This is a genomic window from Verrucosispora sp. WMMA2044, from assembly GCF_027497155.1.
GTDB classification, from domain to species: domain Bacteria; phylum Actinomycetota; class Actinomycetes; order Mycobacteriales; family Micromonosporaceae; genus Micromonospora; species Micromonospora palythoicola.
The window spans coordinates 2,532,980-2,554,663 of the sequence record NZ_CP114913.1; the positions used below are offsets into that span (position 1 = coordinate 2,532,980).

General features: G+C 71.0%; 22 protein-coding genes. 13 read left to right on the forward strand and 9 right to left on the reverse strand.

Annotated elements, in window-relative coordinates; translation table 11 throughout:
• Positions 1-136 precede the first annotated feature (136 nt).
• Entirely contained in the window at positions 137-1,255 is a 1,119-nt protein-coding gene (locus tag O3597_RS11410) for an IS630 family transposase (protein WP_281604122.1), read from the forward strand.
• A gap of 176 nt (positions 1,256-1,431) precedes the next feature.
• Entirely contained in the window at positions 1,432-3,126 is a 1,695-nt protein-coding gene (locus tag O3597_RS11415) for a hypothetical protein (protein ID WP_348650361.1), read from the forward strand.
• Between the two features lie 27 nt (positions 3,127-3,153).
• Here O3597_RS11415 and O3597_RS11420 read toward each other — a convergent pair whose 3' ends face one another.
• The 3 genes from O3597_RS11420 to O3597_RS11430 all read right to left on the reverse strand — a co-directional run bounded on the left by O3597_RS11420 (position 3,154) and on the right by O3597_RS11430 (position 6,468).
• Positions 3,154-4,632: a cation:proton antiporter gene (locus tag O3597_RS11420; RefSeq protein ID WP_164447008.1), complete on the reverse strand. Its 1,479-nt coding sequence runs from the start codon at positions 4,630-4,632 to the stop codon at positions 3,154-3,156.
• 49 nt (positions 4,633-4,681) lie between these two features.
• Positions 4,682-4,909: a potassium transporter TrkA gene (locus O3597_RS11425; protein WP_164447009.1), complete on the reverse strand. Its 228-nt coding sequence runs from the start codon at positions 4,907-4,909 to the stop codon at positions 4,682-4,684.
• Between the two features lie 104 nt (positions 4,910-5,013).
• The gene (locus tag O3597_RS11430; RefSeq protein WP_164447010.1) at positions 5,014-6,468 is read right to left on the reverse strand and encodes a glycoside hydrolase family 43 protein; all 1,455 of its coding nucleotides are present in this window, start codon (positions 6,466-6,468) and stop codon (positions 5,014-5,016) included.
• 229 nt (positions 6,469-6,697) lie between these two features.
• Between O3597_RS11430 and O3597_RS11435 the strand changes: the two genes are divergently transcribed.
• On the forward strand, positions 6,698-7,237 hold the full coding sequence (locus tag O3597_RS11435) for a GNAT family N-acetyltransferase (RefSeq protein ID WP_281604124.1): 540 nt from the start codon (positions 6,698-6,700) through the stop codon (positions 7,235-7,237).
• Positions 7,234-7,440 carry a hypothetical protein gene (locus O3597_RS11440; protein WP_281604125.1) on the forward strand — a complete coding sequence of 69 codons (207 nt, stop codon included), beginning with the start codon at positions 7,234-7,236 and terminating at the stop codon, positions 7,438-7,440. Before O3597_RS11435 ends, O3597_RS11440 begins: the two co-directional genes overlap by 4 nt.
• A gap of 93 nt (positions 7,441-7,533) precedes the next feature.
• On the opposite strand, the gene O3597_RS11445 is transcribed toward O3597_RS11440, so the two are convergent.
• Positions 7,534-7,881: a DUF6624 domain-containing protein gene (locus O3597_RS11445; RefSeq protein ID WP_281604126.1), complete on the reverse strand. Its 348-nt coding sequence runs from the start codon at positions 7,879-7,881 to the stop codon at positions 7,534-7,536.
• Positions 7,882-8,001: 120 nt separating this feature from the next.
• Here O3597_RS11445 and O3597_RS11450 point away from each other — a divergent pair, with 120 nt between their 5' ends.
• Both O3597_RS11450 and O3597_RS11455 read left to right on the forward strand, forming a co-directional pair.
• Positions 8,002-8,415, forward strand: a complete 414-nt coding sequence (locus O3597_RS11450; RefSeq protein ID WP_281604127.1) for a PadR family transcriptional regulator — start codon at positions 8,002-8,004, stop codon at positions 8,413-8,415.
• Positions 8,412-9,314: a permease prefix domain 1-containing protein gene (locus O3597_RS11455; protein ID WP_281604128.1), complete on the forward strand. Its 903-nt coding sequence runs from the start codon at positions 8,412-8,414 to the stop codon at positions 9,312-9,314. The genes O3597_RS11450 and O3597_RS11455 overlap by 4 nt, the downstream gene beginning before the upstream one ends.
• 89 nt (positions 9,315-9,403) lie before the next feature.
• On the opposite strand, the gene argS is transcribed toward O3597_RS11455, so the two are convergent.
• A complete protein-coding gene (argS, locus tag O3597_RS11460; RefSeq protein WP_281604516.1) occupies positions 9,404-11,068 on the reverse strand; it encodes an arginine--tRNA ligase in 1,665 nt (554 codons plus the stop codon).
• A 474-nt stretch (positions 11,069-11,542) separates the two neighbouring features.
• On the opposite strand from argS, the gene O3597_RS11465 reads away from it, so the two are divergent.
• A complete protein-coding gene (locus O3597_RS11465) occupies positions 11,543-13,009 on the forward strand; it encodes a hypothetical protein (protein WP_164447015.1) in 1,467 nt (488 codons plus the stop codon).
• A 20-nt stretch (positions 13,010-13,029) separates the two neighbouring features.
• Here O3597_RS11465 and O3597_RS11470 read toward each other — a convergent pair whose 3' ends face one another.
• Complete coding sequence (locus O3597_RS11470; RefSeq protein WP_281604129.1) at positions 13,030-13,500, reverse strand: VOC family protein; 471 nt, start codon at positions 13,498-13,500, stop codon at positions 13,030-13,032.
• Between the two features lie 63 nt (positions 13,501-13,563).
• The gene (locus O3597_RS11475) at positions 13,564-14,013 is read right to left on the reverse strand and encodes a MarR family transcriptional regulator (protein WP_281604130.1); all 450 of its coding nucleotides are present in this window, start codon (positions 14,011-14,013) and stop codon (positions 13,564-13,566) included.
• Positions 14,014-14,069: 56 nt separating this feature from the next.
• Here O3597_RS11475 and O3597_RS11480 point away from each other — a divergent pair, with 56 nt between their 5' ends.
• A complete protein-coding gene (locus O3597_RS11480) occupies positions 14,070-15,188 on the forward strand; it encodes a GNAT family N-acetyltransferase (RefSeq protein WP_281604131.1) in 1,119 nt (372 codons plus the stop codon).
• A gap of 9 nt (positions 15,189-15,197) precedes the next feature.
• Positions 15,198-16,142 (forward strand): FAD-dependent oxidoreductase, encoded by a 945-nt coding sequence (locus O3597_RS11485; RefSeq protein WP_281604132.1) that lies wholly within the window; start codon positions 15,198-15,200, stop codon positions 16,140-16,142.
• Between the two features lie 22 nt (positions 16,143-16,164).
• Here O3597_RS11485 and O3597_RS11490 read toward each other — a convergent pair whose 3' ends face one another.
• The gene (locus O3597_RS11490) at positions 16,165-17,334 is read right to left on the reverse strand and encodes a HAMP domain-containing sensor histidine kinase (protein ID WP_281604133.1); all 1,170 of its coding nucleotides are present in this window, start codon (positions 17,332-17,334) and stop codon (positions 16,165-16,167) included.
• Entirely contained in the window at positions 17,331-17,987 is a 657-nt protein-coding gene (locus O3597_RS11495; RefSeq protein ID WP_216592394.1) for a response regulator transcription factor, read from the reverse strand. Before O3597_RS11495 ends, O3597_RS11490 begins: the two co-directional genes overlap by 4 nt.
• Before the next feature lie 129 nt (positions 17,988-18,116).
• Here O3597_RS11495 and O3597_RS11500 point away from each other — a divergent pair, with 129 nt between their 5' ends.
• From O3597_RS11500 to O3597_RS11515, 4 genes are read left to right on the forward strand one after another with little or no spacing between them, the layout of a single operon-like run.
• Entirely contained in the window at positions 18,117-18,647 is a 531-nt protein-coding gene (locus O3597_RS11500) for a hypothetical protein (RefSeq protein WP_164447020.1), read from the forward strand.
• On the forward strand, positions 18,644-19,720 hold the full coding sequence (locus tag O3597_RS11505; protein ID WP_281604134.1) for a peptidoglycan-binding protein: 1,077 nt from the start codon (positions 18,644-18,646) through the stop codon (positions 19,718-19,720). The genes O3597_RS11500 and O3597_RS11505 overlap by 4 nt, the downstream gene beginning before the upstream one ends.
• An 8-nt stretch (positions 19,721-19,728) precedes the next feature.
• Entirely contained in the window at positions 19,729-20,412 is a 684-nt protein-coding gene (locus O3597_RS11510) for an ABC transporter ATP-binding protein (protein WP_216592473.1), read from the forward strand.
• Position 20,413: 1 nt separating this feature from the next.
• The gene (locus O3597_RS11515; protein WP_281604135.1) at positions 20,414-21,640 is read left to right on the forward strand and encodes an ABC transporter permease; all 1,227 of its coding nucleotides are present in this window, start codon (positions 20,414-20,416) and stop codon (positions 21,638-21,640) included.
• The last annotated feature ends 44 nt before the right edge of the window (positions 21,641-21,684 follow it).

Here is a 21,684-nt window from a genome sequence, read left to right on the forward strand (position 1 = left end):
TTCGGTGGCCATCGACGATGGCTTTTCTCCTTCCTTCGATGCGACGCTAGTGCCGTGACCACGAACGTTCACGGTGTTGGATGACACGCCGCCCGGCCTGTCGGCCGGGCGGCGTTGTGCCGGTCAGGCTGTGGCGGTGGCAGATCTTGTACGTGTGCGGCGGCTGAGTGATCAGGAAGGTCAGCAGCTACTCAGAATCACCCGCCGGGGAACCGGCTCACCGATCCGACTACGACGGGCGATGGTCGTGCTCGCGTCTGCCGGCGGGAACACGGTGCCGGCGATCGCCCGTCTCGTGCAGGCCGACGAGGACACGATCCGGCAGGTCATCCACCGGTTCAATGAGATGGGGATGGCCAGCCTGGACCCTCAGTGGGCGGGTGGCCGTCCCCGCCAGATCAGTAGCGACGAGGAGCAGTTCATCGTCGAGACGGCCAACACCCGCCCCGAGAAACTGGGGCGGCCGTTCATCCGCTGGAGCGTCCGCAAGCTCGCTGACCACCTGCGCGTTCACTCGACTCGACCGGTCCGGGTGGGCCGGGAACGGCTACGGCAGATCCTGCACCGACACCGGATCACCTTCCAACGGACCAAGACGTGGAAGGAGTCCACCGACCCGCACCGCGATGCCAAACTCGCCCGGATCGAGTACGTCAGCAGCCACTTCCCGCAGCGGGTGTTCGCGTTCGACGAGTTCGGTCCCCTGGTGATCCGGCCGCAGGCCGGCACCGGGTGGGCTCCGGCCGGGCACCCACATCGGCTGCCCGCGAACTACCACAAGCTGCACGGTGTCCGGCAGTTCCACGGCTGCTACTGCGTGGGTGACGACCAACTATGGGGCGTCGTCCGACGCCGTAAGAGCGCCGCGAACACCCTCACCGCCTTGAAGTCGATCCGGGCCGCCCGCCCGGACGGGGCACCGATCTACGTGATCCTGGACAACCTGTCCGCGCACAAGGGCTCGAAGATCCGCAGGTGGGCGGCCCGGAACAAGGTCGAGCTCTGCTTCACCCCGACCTACGCCTCCTGGGCCAACCCGATCGAGGCCCAGTTCGGGCCGCTACGCACCTTCGTCATCGCCGGCTCGAACCACCCGAACCACCCGGCGATGACCCGACGGTTCCAGGCCTACCTGCGGTGGCGCAACGCCAACGCTCGCCACCCTGACGTCCTGGCCGCCCAACGCCGCGAACGAGCCCGCATCCGCAGCGAACGCCAACGACGCTGGGGCCAACCCGCCACCAGAGCGGCCTGACCCCAACACCGTAAACATTCGTGGTCAGAGCACTAGACCGTCCGCGTTGGACATCGACAGGAGGACACGTGCAGGCGATACGTCGGGGGCTGGTCGGAACCTCGTCCGCTGATCGCCGCCAGCCCGACCCCGAGCAGGCAGGATCGGAGTCCCAGCCCCGCCGCGGACAGGGCGTCGTGCGGGCGGCCTCGCGTCTGCTGCGGCATGAATGGACGGTGGCGACAATCGCCAGCGTGGTCGTGGCGGTCGTCCTCACCTGGCCGACGCTCAAGCAACCGTGGACGACCATCCCGGGCGACATCGGCGATCCTCCGTTGCAGGCGTGGCAGGTCGCCTGGGCCGGGCACGCGCTGGTCACCGATCCGCTCAACCTCTGGCACTCCAACACGTTCTTCCCGGATCTGTACACGTACGCCTACACCGACATCGTGCTCGGATACGCACCTGCCGGTCTCTTCGTCAACGGCGTGGCGGCGGCCATCTTCCGCTACAACCTGCTCTACGTGTTCGCCCACGCACTCGCCTGCCTCGGGGCGTACGCCCTGGTGCGCCAACTGGGCGGAATCCGGACGGCGGCGGCCGTGGCCGGCGTCGCCTGGGCCTTCGCGCCGTGGCGGCTCGCGCACAGCGGGCACCTGAACATCCTCTCCATCGGCGGCGTCGCACTGTGCCTGGCGATGCTGGCACGCGGCCACGGCTGGTCCCTGCGCGACGGTCACCGACCGGACCTGCACCGCCCCGGATGGATCCTGGCGGGCTGGCTGGTCGCCGCCTGGCAGCTGACCCTGGGCCTGGCGATCGGCCTGCCGCTCGCGTACTTCCTGGCCGGCACCATGATCGTGGTCCTCGTGGCGGTCGGCTGGGCCCGCTGGCGGACCGGCACCTGGTTGTTGGGGCGCCGGGTGGTGCTCGCCAACCTGCTCGGCGGCGTCGTCTTCGGAGCGGTGTTGATCTGGTTGGGGACCACCTTCCTGCGGGTCGTGGAGCTGAACCCGGAGGCGCACCGGGACCTGTCCTGGACGGAGATATTCTCCCCACCCCTGCGGGGATACTTCGTCGCGCCCGCGGACTCGTGGCTGTGGGGCGACCACTTCGCCGCCGCCCGCGCCCAGTTGTCCTGGCCGCCGGAGATGGCGCTGCTGCCGGGCGTCACATTGATCGTGCTGGCCGTGGCCGGGCTGAGCTACTCGACGTTCCGGGTGCGCCACCGCGTGCTGCTCGCGCTCGGCGTGCTGGTCAGCGGCGCGCTCGGGCTCGGCAGCAACCTCGTCGGTCAGGGCGATCCGGGATACCTGACCCTGTCGCGGCTGCTGCCCGGATGGGACGCGTTACGGACCCCGGGGCGGCTGATGGTGTGGACGAGCCTGCTGCTCGCCATACTGGCGGCAGGCGCGGTAAGCGAGTTCGGACGCAATCGCCCCAGGCTCGGGTGGCCGAGGTGGGTGAGCGCGGTGGTGCTCCTGCTGCCCCTGGTGCTGGTCACGGTCGAGGGTGTCAACCGGACGCCGCACCCCACCGTGCCGACCGCCCCACCGGCGCTGCGGGCGGCGACCGAACCGATCCTGGTCCTGCCCAGCAACGGGGTCGCCGAATCCGACATCATGCTCTGGACCACCGACGGGTTTCCCCGCCTCGCCAACGGTTCGGTGACCTTCCTGCCGGCCAGTCAGCAACAGATCCGTGCGGTGACCACGACCTTTCCCGATCCAGTCAGCATCACGTTCCTGCGGCAGGTCGGCATCCGGTCGGTGGTCGTCCTGCCGGACAGGCTCGCCGGAACGCCCTGGGACGGGCTGCCCACCCGACCGGTCGACGGCCTCGGCATCACCCGGGAGGAGGTGGCCGGCGCGTTGGTGTACCGCCTCGACTGAGGCGGGTCGACGCGAGCGTACCGCTCGTCACTCCCGGGTGGCACCCATCGGCTCGCGGACCAGGGCACCGTCGATGTAGCAGTACCGCCAGTCCTCGCCCTCCTCCAGCGACCGGATCAACGGATGGCCGGTCTGCCGGTAGTGCTCCTCCGCGTGGTTGTTCACCGAGTCGCTGCAACAGCCCACCGCGCCGCAGGTCAGACACATCCGCAGCTGCACCCAGTCGTCGCCGCTGTCCACACACTGCGGGCACGCGTCCGCGTCGGACTCGGTGATGTTGATCCGGTCGAGGTGGGTGCAGGCGGTGCTGATGGTCTCCTCCCGCACGTACCGCCAACTGGCGTGCAGCAGCCGGTCCGGGATGATCCGGGCCAGATAGCGCGAGTTCGCCGCGAGCAGGGGACTCGTCACGGCCAGGACCAGCACGTACAGGGCGATGAACGGGCCGAGCCGGTCGTCCAGGCCGGCGGCGATGGCGAGCGTGGCCAGGATCAGCGAGAACTCGCCCCGGCCCAGCACGGTCAGGCCGACGTTCGCGGCCCCGCGCTGGTTGAGCCCGAACAGCCGGCCGGCGATCAGGCCGGCCACCACGTTGGTCACGACGGTCATCAGTACCGCCAGCAGCACCGGCAGCGCCACCGAGCCGAAGTCACCGACGTCGATGGTCAGCCCGAACACCAGGAAGAAGACCGCCGCGAAAACGTCGCGCAGCGGCAGCACCAGGCGTTCGACCCGCTCGCGCAGGGGGGTACGGGCGATCACCAGACCGATCATCAGCGCGCCGATCGCGTCGGAGACCCCGATCTCGGCGGACACACCGGCGACGAGCACGACCAACCCGACCATCAGGATGGCCAGCAGTTCGTCCTCGTTGCTGTCGATCACCTTGCCGACCAGGCGGGCACCGAAGCGGGCGACGGCGAAGAGCACCACCAGGTAGGCGAAGCTCAGGCCGATGCGCAGCACCAGTTCCCCGGCGGACCCGGCACCGGACAGCAGGGGCGACAGCAGCGCCAGGTACAGCGCGAGGAACAGGTCCTCGATCACGATGATGCCGAGGATGACCGGCGTCTCCGCGTTGGCCAACCGGCGGAACTCGATGAGCAGCTTCGTCACGATCGCCGAGGAGGAGATGCCGAGCGCGCCGGCGATCACGAACGCCTCGTACCCGCCCCAACCGAGGGCGAAGCCGAAGAGCAGGCCGGCACCGACATTGAGACCGATGTACGAGCCGGCGGCGACGAACAGCCGCTTGCCGCTGCCGAGTACCTGGTCGACCGGGAACTCGACACCCAGATGGAACAGCAGCAGAATCAGGCCGAGGGAGGCGAGCAGGCTCAGATCCTCGGGATGGGCGACCAGCACCGGACCGGGGGTACCGGGCCCGAGCAGGATGCCCGCGAGCATGAAGAACGGCACGGTGGGCAGGTTGATCCGGCGACCCGCACGGGCCAGCAGGCCCGCGATCAGTACGAGGGCCCCGAAGCCCACGAGGTCAGCATGCACGGTGAGGACTCCTGGAGCGGACTGAACGAGGACGTTCGACGCGGGACGACTACTCGGAGAAGTACGTGCCGGCCAGCAGGGCGCCCACCTTACGCGCCTGCTCCTCCGACATCTCGATCACGGCGACCGGATCGTCCTTGCCGGCGGCGAAGACGTACAGGTCACGGGTGCCGTCCCGGCGTACCACCACCGAGATCCGCTGGGTGTTGCTACCCAGGTCGACGTCGTACCGCTTGCCGATACCCGGTAGTTCCTGCACGTATATCCCTTTTCCCATGGCCCCTCCCGCTGCGCGCTCCGGAATCCCTGCGCAATGGTACGAGGCGTCCGGCAGCCGACGGTCAGATCACCACCTGCTTGGTCTGCGGCAGCGCCGCCCGGCTACGAGGTGAGGCGGAACGTGGCGTCGGCGCGGGCCTGGGCGTCGTTGATCGGGTCGAGTCGCAGCTGGTAGTTGTAGTGCCGGAGGTACCGGTCGGGGTAGTTGTACGACCGGAACGACGACCAGGACGAGTTGGCGAGGCCGGCGACCTGCCGGAACGTCGCGTCCGCCGCGAAGACCGAGCTGCCGTCGTGTGCCGCCAGCACGAAGTCGAAACCGTAGTGCCGCAGGTAGTGACCGGGGTAGTTGACCGACTCGAACGACACCGCGCCGGCGTCGGCCAGCCCCGGCACCACCCGGAACTGGGCGTCCTGCGCCGGGCTGACGTTCGCGTCGATGCGTACGTCGTAGTTGGCGTGGCGCACGTACCGGTCCTGGTGGGTGTACGCCTGGATCCGGTTGGCCGGCGTCGTGGCGCCCCAGCGCCCCAGCACCGCGCTCTCCTCGGCGGCGGTCAGGTTGAGGATCGAGCCGTGCCGTTTGCGGCTGGCACCGAGCTGGTAGTCCGTGCGGGTCCGGAAGTTGGTGACGCTGCCCAGGTTGGTGGAGGTGACCGGCAGGTAGCCACGACCGGTGGCGTACTGGTCGAGCCAGAGCGCCCACTCGTCACGACCGTTGAACTGCATCCACATCGGCCCTTCGACCACGTTGCCGCCGCCGGTGCCGTTGGAGATGCCGAGGTGGGAAAGGTTGCCCAGGGTCGTCCACGAGCCGAGGATCGAGTTGCTGGCCTCGATGGTGATGTGCCCGTCAGCCGACGCCCGGTAGTAACGGTAGCCGCCGACGGCGTTCGGCACCTCGACTATCTGGGTGTCGATGATGCCCTGGCCGCCGCCCGGTCGTTCGATGTAGAGCTGGGGCGCGGTGAAGCTGCGGAAGTCGCTGGTCCGCACGTACCAGATGCGGTGCTTGGTGACGCCGTCGCGCAGCGAGTTCGTCGCCCAGTAGACGACGTAGTCACCGGTCGCCGCGTTGTAGATGGCCTCCGGTGCCCAGGCGTTGCCGGCACCCGGAATGGCGCCCGCGACGTTGATCAGCCAGGGGGCGGACCAGTTCACCAGGTCGCGGGACTCCCACACCACGAGCGACCTGCTGCCCCGGTTCGCCGCGTCGTTCCACGAGGTGCCGCTGGCGATCCGCAGATCGGTGGCGACGATCCAGTACCGGTCGCCGGAGGGCGAACGGACGATGGAGGGATCACGCACTCCCCGGGTGCCGATCGTGGACAGCAGCACGGGTGCGCCGTTGTTCAGGTCGCGCCAGGTCAGACCGTCGCGGCTGTGCGCGAAGTAGACCTGCTCGCCGGTGGCCGACTCGCCGGTGAAGTGCGCCATCAGGTAGCCGGTGAACGGGTCGAGCGCGGCGGCCTGGGCACGCGGTGCCTGCGCCGCCGGCAACACCAGCAGACACAGGGCGGCGAGCAGGGCACTCAGCCTGGTCAGGACTCTGGACATGCGGCTCTCCGTCCGTCCGGCCCGGCCGACGTTAGCGCTAACATCACGCGCCCCGGACGGCCCTGGTCGCTGTTTCGGGGGTGTTACGCAGTCTCCGCTTCGAATCGACACCCGTCAAGACGGTGACCGCCGCGACGGCGACGGCCAGCGCCGGCCGGAATCAGTCTTCGCACCCGCCGTGACCGGAAACCTGGGTGACGCTGCACAGCGGCACCGACAGAATGGTCGGGTGCGGATCCGAGCGGTACGGCAGGACGAGCTGCCCGTCCTGCAGGGCATCGAGCGCGCGGCCGGACAGTGCTTCCGCGACATCGGCATGCCACAGATCGCCGATGATGAACCGCTGCCGCTGGACGTACTCGGCCGCTACCAGGAGGCAGGCCGTGCCTGGGTGGCCACCGACGCCACCGACGGGCCGGTCGGCTACCTCATCGCCGACCTCGTCGACGGCAACTTCCACATCGAACAGGTCTCCGTACATCCCGCCGTCGCCCGTCGCGGGATCGGGCGTCAGCTGATCACTCACCTCGCCGACCGGGCGATGGCCGACGACATCCGCGCCCTGACCCTCACGACGTTCGCTGACGTGCCGTGGAACGCCCCGTACTACGCCCGCTGCGGCTTCCAGACCCTCCGCGAGCGCGACCTCACCAACGGCCTTCGGGCCATCCGGCAACGCGAGGCAGCGCACGGCCTCGACCGCTGGCCCCGCGTCTGCATGCGTCGAACTCTGTACCCGCCTGCCCACCGCTGGCCGAGATACCCATGAGACTGCCGGGATTGCTGGCCGAGATCCTGCGAGAGTCGCTGTACATGGACGTCCTTGACGCACTGCTGCCGCTGAGGCCCGACGCCGCCATCAGGTACCTGGCCAACACCGTCGACCATGTCACCGTCGACCCCGACTGGGTGGCGGTGTGCGGACGAGCCCTTCAAGTACCCGAAGCGACCCCGTCCGGCTCAACCCGGTAGACACCGAGGACTCACCTGCGCGCGCAGCCAGGGCATCGCGCGGCCGACAGGACGGCAGCTTGTGGGCGATGCTCGGCCACCTCGTCCTGGCAGTCAGTCGAGCGGCTGGTCCTCCGACTCCGCGCAGATCGCGGTCATCTCGTCCAGGTAGGCGGCCAGCGGCTGGAGACCTGCCGTGGCGCGCCGGCTGTCGACAGCGGCCTCGTCCCGGATCGGGGTGGCGGGCACCGGTCCGTGCGCACCACACCGCACCTGTGTCCCGTACGTCTGTGGCTCGCCCTGCGCGACCGCGACCCGATCCTCGAGATAGGCCAGATTGCCGGGAGACGCCTGACCGTCCGCGACGGCTGCCCGAAGCAGTTCGAGCGCCTCCCGACCCGGACCCGGGGGCCGGCTCCGGCGCTGGCCCGGAGTGCCGAGGAGCGGGATCAGGTACGACAAGCCGTCGCCGATCCGACCAGCTCGAACCCTGGTTCCTCGGCACCGTCTGAGAGTCCCCGGACGCCGCCGGCGAACATCAACCCAAACAACCCTTGTACTTTATCTGATACAGTATCTGTTGTGGTTGATAAGTCTTCGACCGTGGAGCCCTCCGCCGACGACGTGCTCGCCGCCGACCTGCTGCGCGGTCACACCGACACGATCGTGCTGGGGCTGCTGCGCCGCACCGACAGCTACGGCTTCGAGATCTTCAAGCGGATCCGGGACCGCACGGGCGGCCGCCACGAGATCAAGGAAGCCACCCTGTACGCCAGCTACCGCCGGCTCGCCCGGGACGGGCTGATCGAGTCGTACTGGGGCGACGAAACCCAGGGCGGCCGCCGGAAGTACTACCGGATCACCGACGCCGGACGTGCGGTCTACCGCCGCAACGTGGCGGCCTGGTCTCTGACCCGCGACCTCATCGACACCCTGCTCGACCTGGCCGACGGTGCCGGCCACCCCGACGAAACGACCGGAGGGCAGTCCGCATGACCACCGCACGCTCCACCCACGACACCGCGCTGGACGTCCACCGGCTGCTCGACGAGGCGTTCGCCGGTGCCGAGATGAGCCCCGAACGGCAGGATCTCAAGGAGGAGATCCGGGCCAACCTGGTCGCCCGCGTCGGCGAGCTGGTCGACGCCGGCCGGTCCCCCGCCGCCGCCGCCCGCGCGGCCATGGCCGAGCTGGGCGACCTCGGCCCGCTGTTGGACGCGGTACCGGCAGCCGGGCCGACCTCCAGCCACACCGAATGGGAGCGCCACCGAATCCGTCCGGCGGCCGGATTCCTGATTCGCACGGCGCTGCTCGCCGCGCTCGGCGTCACCGGAGTCGTACTCTTGGTGCTCACCGTGGCCGGCACCGCCGTACCGTCGGGTTGGTTGCTGGTGGCGGTGGCCGCCGTCGCGGTCGCGGCCGGGGCCGGCACCGCCGACGCGCTGTGCCAGGAGACCTCGACCAGCTACCCGATGCCGGCGGGGCGCGCCGGGGGGTATGGCGCCGCCGTCACCCTGGTGCTCGCCGGGCTCGGCGCCGGCTGGCAGTTCCTGACCGACGGCAGCGTTCCGTGGCTGGTCGGCGGGGCGCTCGCGGTGGTCGTGGCGGTGGTGCTCTTCGCCTACCTCGGTGGCACCCAGACCAACCGGCACAAGCCGTGGGTGCTGAGCATGGAGGCGACCCACCGGGAAACGGTCGACGTGTTCACCCGGGACCCGGCCGCCGCCGCCCGGTTCGGGCTCTACGTGGCCACGCTCTGGTTGGTCGCGATCGCCACGTTCGGAGTGCTCAGCTTCACCGTCGGCTGGGCCTGGTCCTGGCTCGCACCGCTCGGCGGTGTCGTGGTCATGCTGCTGATGCTGGCCCGCATGCAGTTCGGCCACCCCGGGCGCTGAACTCCCGCTCCGTTGATCAAGAAGGTGAGATCGCCGACCGTCGAAACACGACGCGAACGTCTTGATCAACAGGGCGAGCGCCACCGCGGTCACAGGTGGTCGGGGGTGGGGATGCCGAGCAGGTGCAGGCCGGTGCGCAGGGTTTCGCCGGTGAGGTGGCACAGGGCCAGGCGGTTGCCGCGCCTCGGTCCGGTGGCACGCAGCACCGGGCAGTGCTCGTAGAACGTGGTGAAGGTCTGCGCCAGCCGGTACAGGTAGCCGCAGAGGCGGTGCGGCTCGTGACCGGCGACCACCTCGACGAGGGTGTCGGCGAAGGCGTCGAGGTCGAGGATGAGCGCACGTTCCGCAGGTTCCAGCGTCGCCGTCACGTCCACGGTGCTGTCGCCGCCGTCGGCGGCGCGGGCCAGGATGGACCGGACGCGGGCGTGCGCGTACTGGAGGTAGACGCCGGTGTTGCCGGCCAGCGCCAGCATCCGCTCCGGGTCGTAGACGTAGTCCCGGGTCCGGTTGGTGGCCAGGTCGGCGTACTTCACCGCGCCGATGCCGACCTGCCACGCCCGCTCGTCCAGGGCCGCCCCGGTCAGCCCGGGATTCTTCGCCGCGACCACCTCGCGGGCGCGGTCGACCGCCTCGGTGAGCAGGTCGACCAGGCGGACGGTGTCACCGGCGCGGGTCTTGAACGGCCGGCCGTCCGGGCCGAGGACGGTACCGAAGGCGACGTGCACGGCGGGCACGGTCGGTGGCAGCCACCCGGCCCGCCGCGCGGTATCGAAGACCATCCGGAAGTGCCGGGCCTGCCGGGCGTCGACCACGTACAGCAGCCGGTCGGCGTGCAGCTCGACGACGCGTTGCCGCAACGCGGCCAGGTCGGTCGCGGCGTAGCCGAAACCACCGTCCCGCTTGCGGACGATAAGCGGCGTCGGTTCGCCGTCCGGGCCACGCAGATCGTCGAAGAAGACGCAGAGCGCGCCGTCGCTGGTCACCGCGACTCCCCCGCGTTCGAGTTCGTCGGCGATCGCGGGCAGCGCGGCGTTGTAGGCGCTCTCCCCCACCGTGTCGGCGTCGGTCAGCCGCACGCCGAGCCGGTCGTAGACGTCGGTGAAGTAGCGGGTCGACTCGTCGACGATGTCCTGCCACGCGGCCACGGTGCTCGGGTCGCCGGCCTGCAACGCCACCACCCGCCGCCGGGCCCGGTCGGCGAACGCGGAGTCGGTGTCGAACTGCGCCCGCGCCAGCCGGTAGAGCGTGGCCAGCCGACCCATGGTGCCGCTGTCGCCCGGCACCGGTTCGGGGTGTTCGACCTGGTACTGGATGAGCATGCCGAACTGGGTTCCCCAGTCGCCGATGTGGTTGCGCCGCACGACGGTGCCACCGAGGTGCTCCAGGACCCGCACCAGGGCGTCGCCGATGACGGTGGAGCGCAGGTGCCCGACGTGCATCTCCTTGGCGATGTTCGGCTGGGAGTAGTCGATGACGGTGGTCACGCCCGCCTCGGGGGTGCCGACGCCGAGCCGGTCATCGCCCACCCGGCGGGCGAGCTGCGCCAGCAGCGCCCGGTCGGCCAGCTCGATGTTGACGAAGCCCGGCCCGGCCACGACCGCCGTGGCCACGAGACCGTCCTCGGGCAGGTGGTCGACCACCTCCGCAGCGACCTGCCGTGGATTGCGGCGCAGCGTCCGTGCCGCCGCCAACACACCGTCGGCCTGGAAGTCGGCGTGCGCGGAGCGGCGGAGCTGCGGCGCGAGGTCCGCCATTCCCCGGCGGGCCGCGGCGGCGGCGACGGAGTCGGACAACGACGAGGCCAGCGAGGGCACGGTCACGGGTACTCCCTGGGACGGGATGAGCGATCGTCACGAGGTGTGCCGGCCGCACAGCGGGTGCGGGCACGGCGGAAGGAACGCGCGGGTGAGCGGGACGACTATCGTCGTCGCAGGCGTGAGCGGCGGACGGTGCCGAGCACCCGTTCCATCTCCACCGCCTCGAACGCCGGGGCCGCGCAGCGGGCGCGGCCAGATGCCGGAAGTGTACGCGCCGGGCGGTGCGGACGGTGACCGGGTTTTGCGCGCCCGCGTCGTCGAGGCGTGGGGAAAACCCTGATTCCCTGGCCATGGCCACTGTCTAGGGTCGATTCCATGGCCCGACCCCTGGTCCGCGTCGGTATGGCCGGGTCTGACGCCGCAGCTCCGGTGCCGGTGGTTGGCGCCGTCCCGATCCGACGAGGAGTCCCGGTGCGCAAGGTTGTCTCGGCTGTCCTCACCGTGGTCCTGGTGCTGGCCGCGCCCGGTTGCGGCGGCCGGTCCCCGGGTGATCCGGCCGCCGACGAGGACCCGTACAGCGAGTCCGCGCTGCGCTACGGCATGGCACCGGTGCCCCATCCCGACCTGACGTACCAGCCGGACGTGGTCCTCGTCGGCGGCGGCGGCCGCTCGGTCCGGTCGGTCACCGCCGACGGGTTGACCTGGCGGCTCGACGGTGACGCGCCCCGGGCCGACGACCTGGCTCCCGGGAAGGTCATGTTCGTCACCGGTCGTGGCGTCGGCCGGGTGCTCGACGTGCGGCGCGACGGGGGCGACCTGCTGGTCACGATCGGCCCGGTCACCGTGACCGACGTGATCCGCGACGGCACCCTGGAGCAGCGCGGCATCGCCATCGAGAACCCGGTCATCTACCAGGCCGGTGAACCGATCTGGGCGATGTCCGAGGAAGAGGCCGACGCCCTGGGCGCCACGCCCACCGGCCGCGCCGGGCGCGCCGGGCCGCCGCGGCTCGCCCCGCCGCCACCCCGGCCGAACCAGCCACCACCCGTACGCGGCGGCGGCGAGGTCAAGACGGTCGTCGCCAACTTCTCCACCGGTGTCAGCCTCAACGACGGCGCGGAGGTCAGCTTCAACTACCACCGCGACGGTACGAAGCTGTTCGGGCGGGCCGCGCTGACCTTCGCCACGCCGGAGGCGGACTTCCACCTGAAGATCAGCGGCGGTTCGGTGACCCGGGCGGAGCTGTCGATCAGCGGCGGCTTCGGCATCCGTTACTCGTTCGAGGCTGGGCTGCGGGACGGGCAGAACATCCAGGCGGTGCTTCCCATCCCGGTGGATTTCAGCATCCCGATGGGCACGGTGCTCGGCGTACCGCTGGCGTTGACCATCAGCCAGACGGTGAAGGTCACCACCGCGTTCGGCGCGAAGGCGGGCACCATCAAGGGCAAGGGTGAGTTCTCCCTCGCCGGTTCGCTGGGCTACGGCTACGCCAACGGCACCTTCGGTCCGCAGGTCAGCAAGAACTTCAAGCGCAAGGAGAGCCTGATCAACTCGCTGACTGGAGTTCCGGTCGGGGTGATGGGCCTGCTCATCGAGCATCAGGTTCGGTTCGACGTCGGGTTCAGCGCGTTCGTGCTCAAGGCCGGTCTGTTCTTCGAGGTGTCGACCGCGTACGGGACGACGCTCGGATCGGCGCTGGGCGCGCCGCTGGCGGTCTGCCGGGGCGTGGGCATCGGCGTGCGGGCCTCGTACGGCGTCGGCTACACCATCCTGGCCCCGGTGGTGAACGTGATCAACAAGTTCCTCAGCCTGGTGAACATCAGTCCGATCGACCCCTCCGGCAAGCTGGGACCACCGCCGTTCGTCATCCACAGCGACGAGGAGATCATCCCGCCCGGTACCAAGCTCTGCGGCACCCCGAAGCCGGCCGCCGGCTGACCGCGGTACCGGCGGTCCGGTCACCGGCCCGCGTCGGTGCCGAACCCGTCGAGGTCGACCCGCTCGTCGAGCGTACGCAGTTCCTGGAACACGGTGATGTGCAGGCCCGCCGGGGCGTCGAGGCGGGCGTTGACCGAGTGCCACGGTGTGGTGGTGGGTGGTGCCACCGGCTCGGCACCGGCGGCGACCAGCCGATCGGTGGTCGCGGCCGTGTCGTCCACCTCGAACGCGACCCGGATACTCGGCGCCACCTGGCGTCCCACCTCGACGTCGTCGATCATGCGCTTCTGCGCCGGGTTGGCGATCTCCAGCGTCGCCCGCCCGGCGTCCAGGATCACCACCTGGGCGTCGTCCGCGCCGGAGTACGCGGCCTGCTCGGGCAGGCCGAGCACGTCGCGATAGAACCGCACCGCCGCCTCGTAGTCGTCGGCCTGCACCACCAGCCGCAGCTGGCGGACCGTCGACGTGGACTTCTCGGATGAATCGGTCACTGCCACTCCCCTGTGCCGTCGGGTGGTGCCGACGCCGGCACCACCGGCAATGCTGCGTCACGCTCAGTCGGGCAGGTCGGCGATCCGGGTCGAGATCGCGCGCAGCATCGCGAGTTCGTCGGCGCTCACGTGCGCCAGAAAGCGAGATCGCACCGACACGACATGGTGCGGCGCCGCCTGTTCCAGGACAGCGAAGCCGTCATCGGTCAGGTGCAGCAGACAACCACGGGCGTCCTGCGGATCCGGCTCCTTGTCGATGAGTCCCCGGACCTGCATCCGCGCGGCGTGGTGGGACAGGCGGCTGCGCGACCACTCCATCTTGGCAGCCAGCTCCCGGAGTTCCCAGCGGCGGTCGGGTTTCTCCGACAGCGTGCTCAGCACCTCGTAGTCCGCGGCGGACAGTCCCGAGTCGCGGGCCAGGTCGCGGCCGATCCGGGCGGGCAATGCGACGAGCAGCCGCCGGAAGGCTCGCCACGCCTGCTCCTCGTCCGCGCTCAGCCAGGCGGTGTCCATGTCGGTCACCCTACCCTTCGTTGACGTGTCACTGAAACCGACCTACTGTCGTTGAAATGTCATCGAATGACTCCACCCCGCTCCAGGTCCTCGTCATCACCGCCAGCACCCGCCCCGGCCGGCTCGGGCCCGCGATCACCGACTGGTTCGTGCGGACCGTGCGGTCGGACGCCGCGTCCGACGCGATCACCGTCGACGTCGCCGACCTGGCCGACATCGCGCTGCCGTTGCTCGACGAACCGGAGCATCCCGCCAGCGGCAGCTACCGACACGAGCACACCCGCCGCTGGAGCCGCACCGTCGCTGCGGCCGACGCTTTCGTGGTGGTGACGCCCGAGTACAACTTCGGCATGCCGGCGGTGCTCAAGAACGCCTTCGACTTCCTCTATCACGAGTGGGCGTGGAAGCCGGTGGCCTTCGTCAGCTACGGCAACACCTCGGCCGGCACCCGGTCGGCGCAGATGGCGAAGCAGGTCGTCACGACGCTGCGGATGATGCCGATCGGCGCGACAGTCGCCCTGCGCATCGCGGACAGCGTTCACGCCGGTCAGGTGGCCGGATCCGCAGCGCTCGACGACGCCGCCCGCGCGCTGCTGATCGAGCTGAGCCGGGTGGCCCGCGCGCTGCGTCCCCTGCGCGGTGGAAACGACCCGACGGACGTCGACGGGCCGGTCGCCGGTCTCACGCTCCGCGAGGCCCGCCCCGACGACATGGCGGAACTGCTCGTCCTGCAACGGTGCTGCTGGGTCCAGGAAGCCATCGCCAACGACACCCTCGACCTGGCACCGCTGCGGGAGAACCTCGCCGACCTACGGGCGTCGATGGCGACGTGGCGGTGGTGGTGCGTACGCCACGACGGTCGCCTCGTCGCGGCGGTGCGCGCCCGGGCGCACCAGGGTGCCTGGCTGATCGGTCGCCTGATGGTGGCACCCGACCAGGCGGGCAACGGCATCGGCTCCTGGCTGCTGTCCTACGTCGAAGGACAGGCTCCCGGGGAGACCACCCACTGCACCCTCTTCACCGGCCACCGCAGCACCCGCAACATCGGCCTGTACGAGCGCGCCGGCTACACCCGCGCCGCGACCGACGACACCCCACCGGACAGCGTGCGCCTGACCAAGCCACGCTCCGGTCAGCCGACCGGCGCTGTCCACCATGACGCGGGTGTGGTGTGATCTCCAGACATGAGGGTCCGGGTGGTCGGTGCCGGCGTCGTCGGTCTGACCAGCGCACTGCGCCTGGCGCGCGACGGCCATCACGTCGACCTGGTCGCCGCCCGGTTGGGCGACGACACGACGTCGGCGGTCGCCGCGGCGCTCTGGTATCCCTACCGCGCCTATCCGGCGGCGGACGTGACCCGCTGGTCGGCGTCCAGCTACGCGACCCTGCGCGGCCTGGCCGCCGATCCGCGCACCGGTGTGCGGATGCGCCTGGGGCGGGAGCTGTTCCGCCGGCCCGCACCCGAGCCGTGGTGGCGGGACGCGGTGCCGGAGCTGGCCCGGGTAACCGCGGCGAGGCTACCGACCGGCTACGCCGACGGTTTCGAGCTGACCGTCCCGGTGGCGGACATGGCGGTGCACCTGCCCTGGCTGCTCGGCGAGGTGATCGCCGCCGGGGTCGCGGTCCGCTCCGGGCGGTTCGAGAAGCTGGCCGACGCCCTCGTCGGCGTGGACGTCGTGGTCAACTGCACCGGTCTCGGAGCCCGGGAGCTGGTCGGCGACGCCCACCTCACCCCGGTGCGGGGACAGGTGGTCGTCGTCGCCCAGTTCGGCCTGCGCGAGTGGGTGATCGACCAGTCCGATCCCGAGCAGCTGCGATACGTCGTACCCCGCGAGGACACCGTGCTGCTCGGTGGCACCGCCGACGACGGCGACGAGGACCTGACCGTCCGGGCGGACACGGCCAGCGGCATCCTCGATCGCTGCGCCGACCTCGTACCCGCGCTGCGCGACGCGCGAGTCCTCGGTCACCGGGTCGGCCTACGGCCCGGTCGGCCGAGTGTGCGGCTGGAGGCCGAGGTCACCGATCGCGGTCCGGTGGTGCACTGTTACGGCCACGGCGGAGCCGGCGTGACGCTCTCCTACGGCTGCGCCGAGGACGTGGCCCACCTGGTGTCCGGGCTGCGCTGACCGGCTGGTCGTCGCGGCGGGGTCATCGGGTCGGTGCCGACGGCGGCAGTGTCACCGTGACGGTGAGGCCACCGTCAGGGCGTGGTGCTGCCTCGGCGGCGCCACCGTGCGCCCGGGCCACCGCCCGCACGATCGACAACCCGAGCCCGAAGCCCCTCGTGCCCGCCACCCGCTCCCGGCTGAGCCGCCGAAACGGCTGGAACATCGTCTCCACGTCGTAGCTCGGGACCACCGGACCGGTGTTGACCACGACCAGCATGGGGCGTCCGGCCACCTGTCCGGTACGTATCCGCACCCAGCCGTCCGCCGGCACGTTGTGCCGCAGGGCGTTCTCCACCAGGTTGAACGCCAGCCGCTCCAGCAGCACCGGATCGCCGACCGTACGGGCCGGCTCCAGCGAGCGGTGTACCGGAACATCCGGGTACGCCGGGGCGACCTGATCGACCACGTGGGCGGCGATCTCGGCGAGGTCGACCGTCGCGCGCTCGGTCACCTCGCTCTCCGAGTCGGCGAGGGTGAGCAGCCCGTCGATCAGCCGCTCGTGTCGTTCGTTCACCGACAGCAACGCCTCGCCGAGCCGACGAACCTCGGCCGGGGCGTCCGGCCGGCTGACCGCCAGTTCCACGAGCGCCCGGTTCAGCGCGAGCGGTGTCCGCAGCTCGTGGGAGGCGTTCGCCACGAACCGCCGTTGCCCGTCGAAGGAACGGTCGAGCCGCTCCAGCATCTGGTCGAACGTGTCGGCCAGCTCCCGCACCTCGTCGCGGGGGCCGGTCAACGCGATCCGTTCGTGCAGACCACGTCCGGCGGAGTCGGCCCCGGCGATCCGGCGGGCCGTCCCGGTGATCTGGTGCAGCGGTTGCAGCGCCCGGCCGGCGACCAGCCAACCGATCACCACGGCTGCCGCGGAGACCACCACCAGCGCGATGCCGCCCTGGGTGAGCAGCGACTCCAGGGCGTTGCGCTTGGCCTCGCTCTGCACGTCCTGGATCAACATGCGGATCTTGTCGAGGTCCTCCGCCGACGTGGGCAGCCGGGTCACCACGGCGGTGCGGTCCGGCAGGTCGGCGCGCATCGGCTGCGGCATCCGCTGGTCCACCAGCACGTACGTGACGCCGAGCAGGACGATGCCGGCGAGCAGGAGGAGGCCGCCGTAGACCAGGGTGAGGCGGGCCCGCAGAGTCAGGCGCTTCACCGGATCGTGTACCCCGTGCCGGGCACCGTCTCGATCACCGAGGGATCGCCGAGCTTGCGCCGCAGCTTCATCACCGTGACCCGGACCACGTTGGTGAACGGGTCGATGTGCTCGTCCCACGCCCGCTCCAGCAGCTCCTCCGCGGAGACCACCGCGCCGTCGGCGCGCAGCAACTCGGCCAGCACCGCGAACTCCTTGCGCGACAGCGACACGTACCGACCGTCGCGGTACACCTCGCGGCGGCCCGGGTCCACCACGATGCCCGCCCGACGCAACGTCGGTGGCGCGGCGGGCCGGGTCCGCCGGGTCAGCGCGTGCACCCGGGCAGCCAGTTCCACGAGCGCGAACGGTTTCACCAGGTAGTCGTCGGCGCCGAGGGCCAGACCCGCCACCCGGTCACGCACCGCCGCGGCCGCGGTGAGCATCAGCACCCGGGTGTCACCCCCGGAGTCGACGATCGCCCGACACACGTCGTCGCCGTGCACGACCGGCAGGTCACGGTCGAGCACCACCACGGAGTACTCGTTGACCCCGAGCCGTTCCAGCGCGGCGTCGCCGTCGTACGCGACGTCGACCGCGAAGGCCTCCCGGCGCAGCCACTCCGCGATGGCGTCGGCCAACACGTCCTCATCCTCGACCACCAGCACTCGCACCGGTCCATGGTGCCGCGAGCGCGGATAACGCCGCCGTAAACGTGATCGGTTACGCCCCCGATACGTCACCCCGGATGCACTTGTCCGGTGTCCGGCGACCGTCGTCGGACATCGGAGAGGACACCAACGATGCGACGGAGCACACTCACGCTGCCCGTACTGCTGATCCTGGCACTCGCCGGGTGTGCCGGCCAGGACGGCGACCGGACCGGGGTGGCCACCGCCGGCGGCGCCGCGCCCACCGCCTCCGCCACCGGTGACGGTGCGGGCGGCAGCGACGCCGAACGAAGACTGGACTTCGCCCGCTGCATGCGGGAGAACGGGGTGGAGATGCCCGATCCGGAGGCCGGCAACGGACCGATGTTCCGGTTCGACGACAGTGTCGACCCGGAACAGGTCGAGGCCGGCATGGAGAAGTGCCGCCAGCTGTTGCCCAACGGCGGGCAGGCGGCGCAGCTCGACCCAGAGCAGCTCGAACAGATGCGGGTCATGGCCCGCTGCATGCGGCAGAACGGTGTGCCGGACTTCCCCGACCCGGCGGCGGACGGCCGGATCCAGATCCAGCGGGAGGCCCTGGGCATCGACCCGGACGACCCGACGTTCCGCGCCGCCCTGGAGGCCTGTCGTCAGCACGCTCCGCAGTTCGGGGGCGGCCGGTGACCCGTCGAACCCGCCTGCCCGCCGCCGGTGGCGCGGCGCTGATCCTCGTCGCCGGAGCCGGCGTGGCCGCGGCGGTCGGCTTCGGTGGTGGCTCCGGCGACGGGAGCGCCGAGGCCCGCACCGCCGCGCCCGGCAGCGCCGCCGTCACCCGACAGACCCTCGCCGATGCCAGGACCGTCGACGGGGAGCTGGGACACGGGCCCAGTCGGACCGCGACCAGCCGGCTGCCCGGCACCCTCACCACGCTGCCCGACGCTGGCACCACCGTCGCGCGCGGTAAGGCCCTCTACGCCGTCGACAACGACCCGGTGGTCCTGTTCTACGGGCGGCTGCCCGCCTACCGGACCCTGCAACCCGGCGCCGAGGGCTCCGACGTCAGACAGGTGGAACGGAATCTGGAGGCCCTCGGCTACTCCGGCTTCACCGTCGACGACGAGTACACCTGGGCCACCGCCGAGGCGGTCCGTGCCTGGCAGGACGACCTCGGCGTGCCGGAGACCGGCCGCGTCGAGCTGGGTCGCGTCACGTTCGCCGACGGTGCCGTCCGGGTGGAGGGTCACCAGCTGGACGTGGGCGCCGCCATCCAGCCAGGGCAGGCGGTGCTCACCTACACCGGCACCAGCCGGCTGGTCACCGCCGAACTCGACATCGACGACCAGCGCCTCGCCGAACCTGGCACCACGGTGCGGGTCACCCTGCCCGACGGCCGGCGGGTGACGGGAAAGGTCGACACGGTCGAGACGGTGATCCACAACGGATCGGCGGACGCCGGTGGCGACACCAGCGCCGAGACGAGGATCGAGGTGACGGTCGCCGTCGACGACCAGAAGGCGCTCGCCGAGTTCGACCGGGCGTCCGCCGAGATCACCTTCACTGTCAGCGAGCGCGCGGACGTGCTGACCGTGCCGGTGGCCGCGCTGTTGGCGCTCGCCGAGGGCGGCTACGGCGTGGAGGTCCTCGACGAGGGTTCCAGCCGGATCGTCGCGGTGACCACCGGGCTGTTCGCCGACGGGCGGGTCGAGGTCACCGGCGACGGGATCGTCGAAGGCACCACCGTCGGGGTGCCCCGGTGAGCGGCGACGTGGTCGTGCTCGACCAGGTCGCCAAGCGGTACGCCGGCGACGTGGTCGCGCTCGACCAGGTGTCGCTGCGGATCGGGTACGGCGAGTTGGTGGCCATCGTCGGGCCGTCCGGCTCCGGCAAGTCGACGATGCTGAACGTGATCGGCACGCTGGACGAGCCGACCTCGGGCACGGTGGTGATCGACGGTCACGACGTGGCGCGACTGTCCGACCGGCAACTCTCCGCGTTGCGCGCCACCCGGATCGGTTTCGTGTTCCAGCAGTTCCACCTGGCCCCGGGCGTACCGGTGGTGGACAACGTGGCCGACGGGCTGCTCTACGCCGGCGTACCCCGGCGGGAGCGGCGGCGGCGTGCGGAGGCCGCGCTGGATCGGGTCGGTCTCGGGCACCGCCTCGGGCACCGGCCGCACGAGCTCTCCGGCGGCGAACGGCAACGGGTCGCGGTGGCCCGTGCGGTCGTCGGTGAGCCCGCCGTGCTGCTCGCCGACGAACCCACCGGCAACCTCGACACCGGCTCCGGGACGGCCGTGCTCGACCTGCTGTACGAGTTGCACCGGGCCGGCACCACGGTCGTCGTCATCACCCATGACCGGGAGATCGCCGCCGCGCTGCCTCGGCAGGTGCGGATGCGCGACGGGCGGATCCGCGCGGACTCCCGCCTCGTGCCGAGCGGGGTGAGCTGACATGCCGGTGACGTCACAGAACCGGCCGGGCGAGCAACTGACTCCGGCCCGGATGCCGGCCGCCGACGTGGTACGGGTCGGTGGCGTCGGGCTCCGGACCCGTCCGCTGCGGGCATTTCTCTCCGCGTTGGGCATCGCCATCGGCATCGCCGCGATGATCGCCGTCGTCGGTATCTCCTCGTCGTCGCGGGCCGAACTGGATCGGACCCTGGCCACGCTCGGCACCAACCTGCTCACCGTGTCGCCGGGCCGGACCCTCTTCGGTGCCGACGCCCAACTGCCCGACGACTCGGTGGCGATGATCGGTCGGATCGGTCCGGTGACCCAGGTGGCGGCCACCGGGCAGGTCGTCGACGCGAACGTCTACCGCACCGACCACATCCCGTCGGCGGAGACCGGCGGATTGGCCGTGCGGGCGACGCAGCTCGGGCTCCTGGAAACCGTCGGCGGCGAGGTGGCCAGCGGTACCTGGTTGAACGAGGCCACTGCCCGGTATCCGGCGGTGGTGCTCGGCGCGACCGCCGCCGAGCGGCTCGGGCTGGGTGCCGCCGGCGCGGACGTGCAGGTGTGGCTCGGTGCTCGTTGGTTCACCGTGGTGGGCATCCTCGCTCCGGCGCCGTTGGCACCGGAGCTGGACAGCTCGGCCCTGGTGGGCTGGCCGGTCGCCGCGAGCCATCTGGGCTTCGACGGTCACCCGACCACCGTCTACACCAGGACCGAGGCCGACCAGGTTGAGGCGGTCCGCGCGGTGCTCGGGGCGACCGCCAACCCGCAGGCGCCGAACGAGGTCGACGTCTCCCGTCCTTCGGACGCGTTGGCCGCCGCGCAGGCCACCGACGAGACGTTCACCGCGCTGCTGCTGGGGCTGGGCGCGGTGGCCCTGCTCGTCGGTGGTGTCGGGGTGGCCAACACCATGGTCATTTCGGTGCTGGAGCGCCGGGCGGAGATCGGACTGCGTCGGTCACTCGGTGCCACCCGGGGGCAGATCCGCAGCCAGTTCCTCGCCGAGTCACTGCTGCTGTCGGCCCTGGGCGGAGCCGGCGGTGTGCTGCTGGGCATCCTGGTGACCTCCGGGTACGCGCTGTCGCAGGGTTGGCCGACCGTGGTCCCGGCCTGGGCGACGACCGGGGGTGTGCTGGCGACGCTGCTGATCGGTGGCCTGGCTGGCCTGTATCCGGCGATCCGCGCCTCGCGCCTGTCCCCCACCGAGGCGCTGGCGACGACGTGAGGCGGCGGACGACCGGCCCGCCACCTGTCACGGCGGGCACCGAC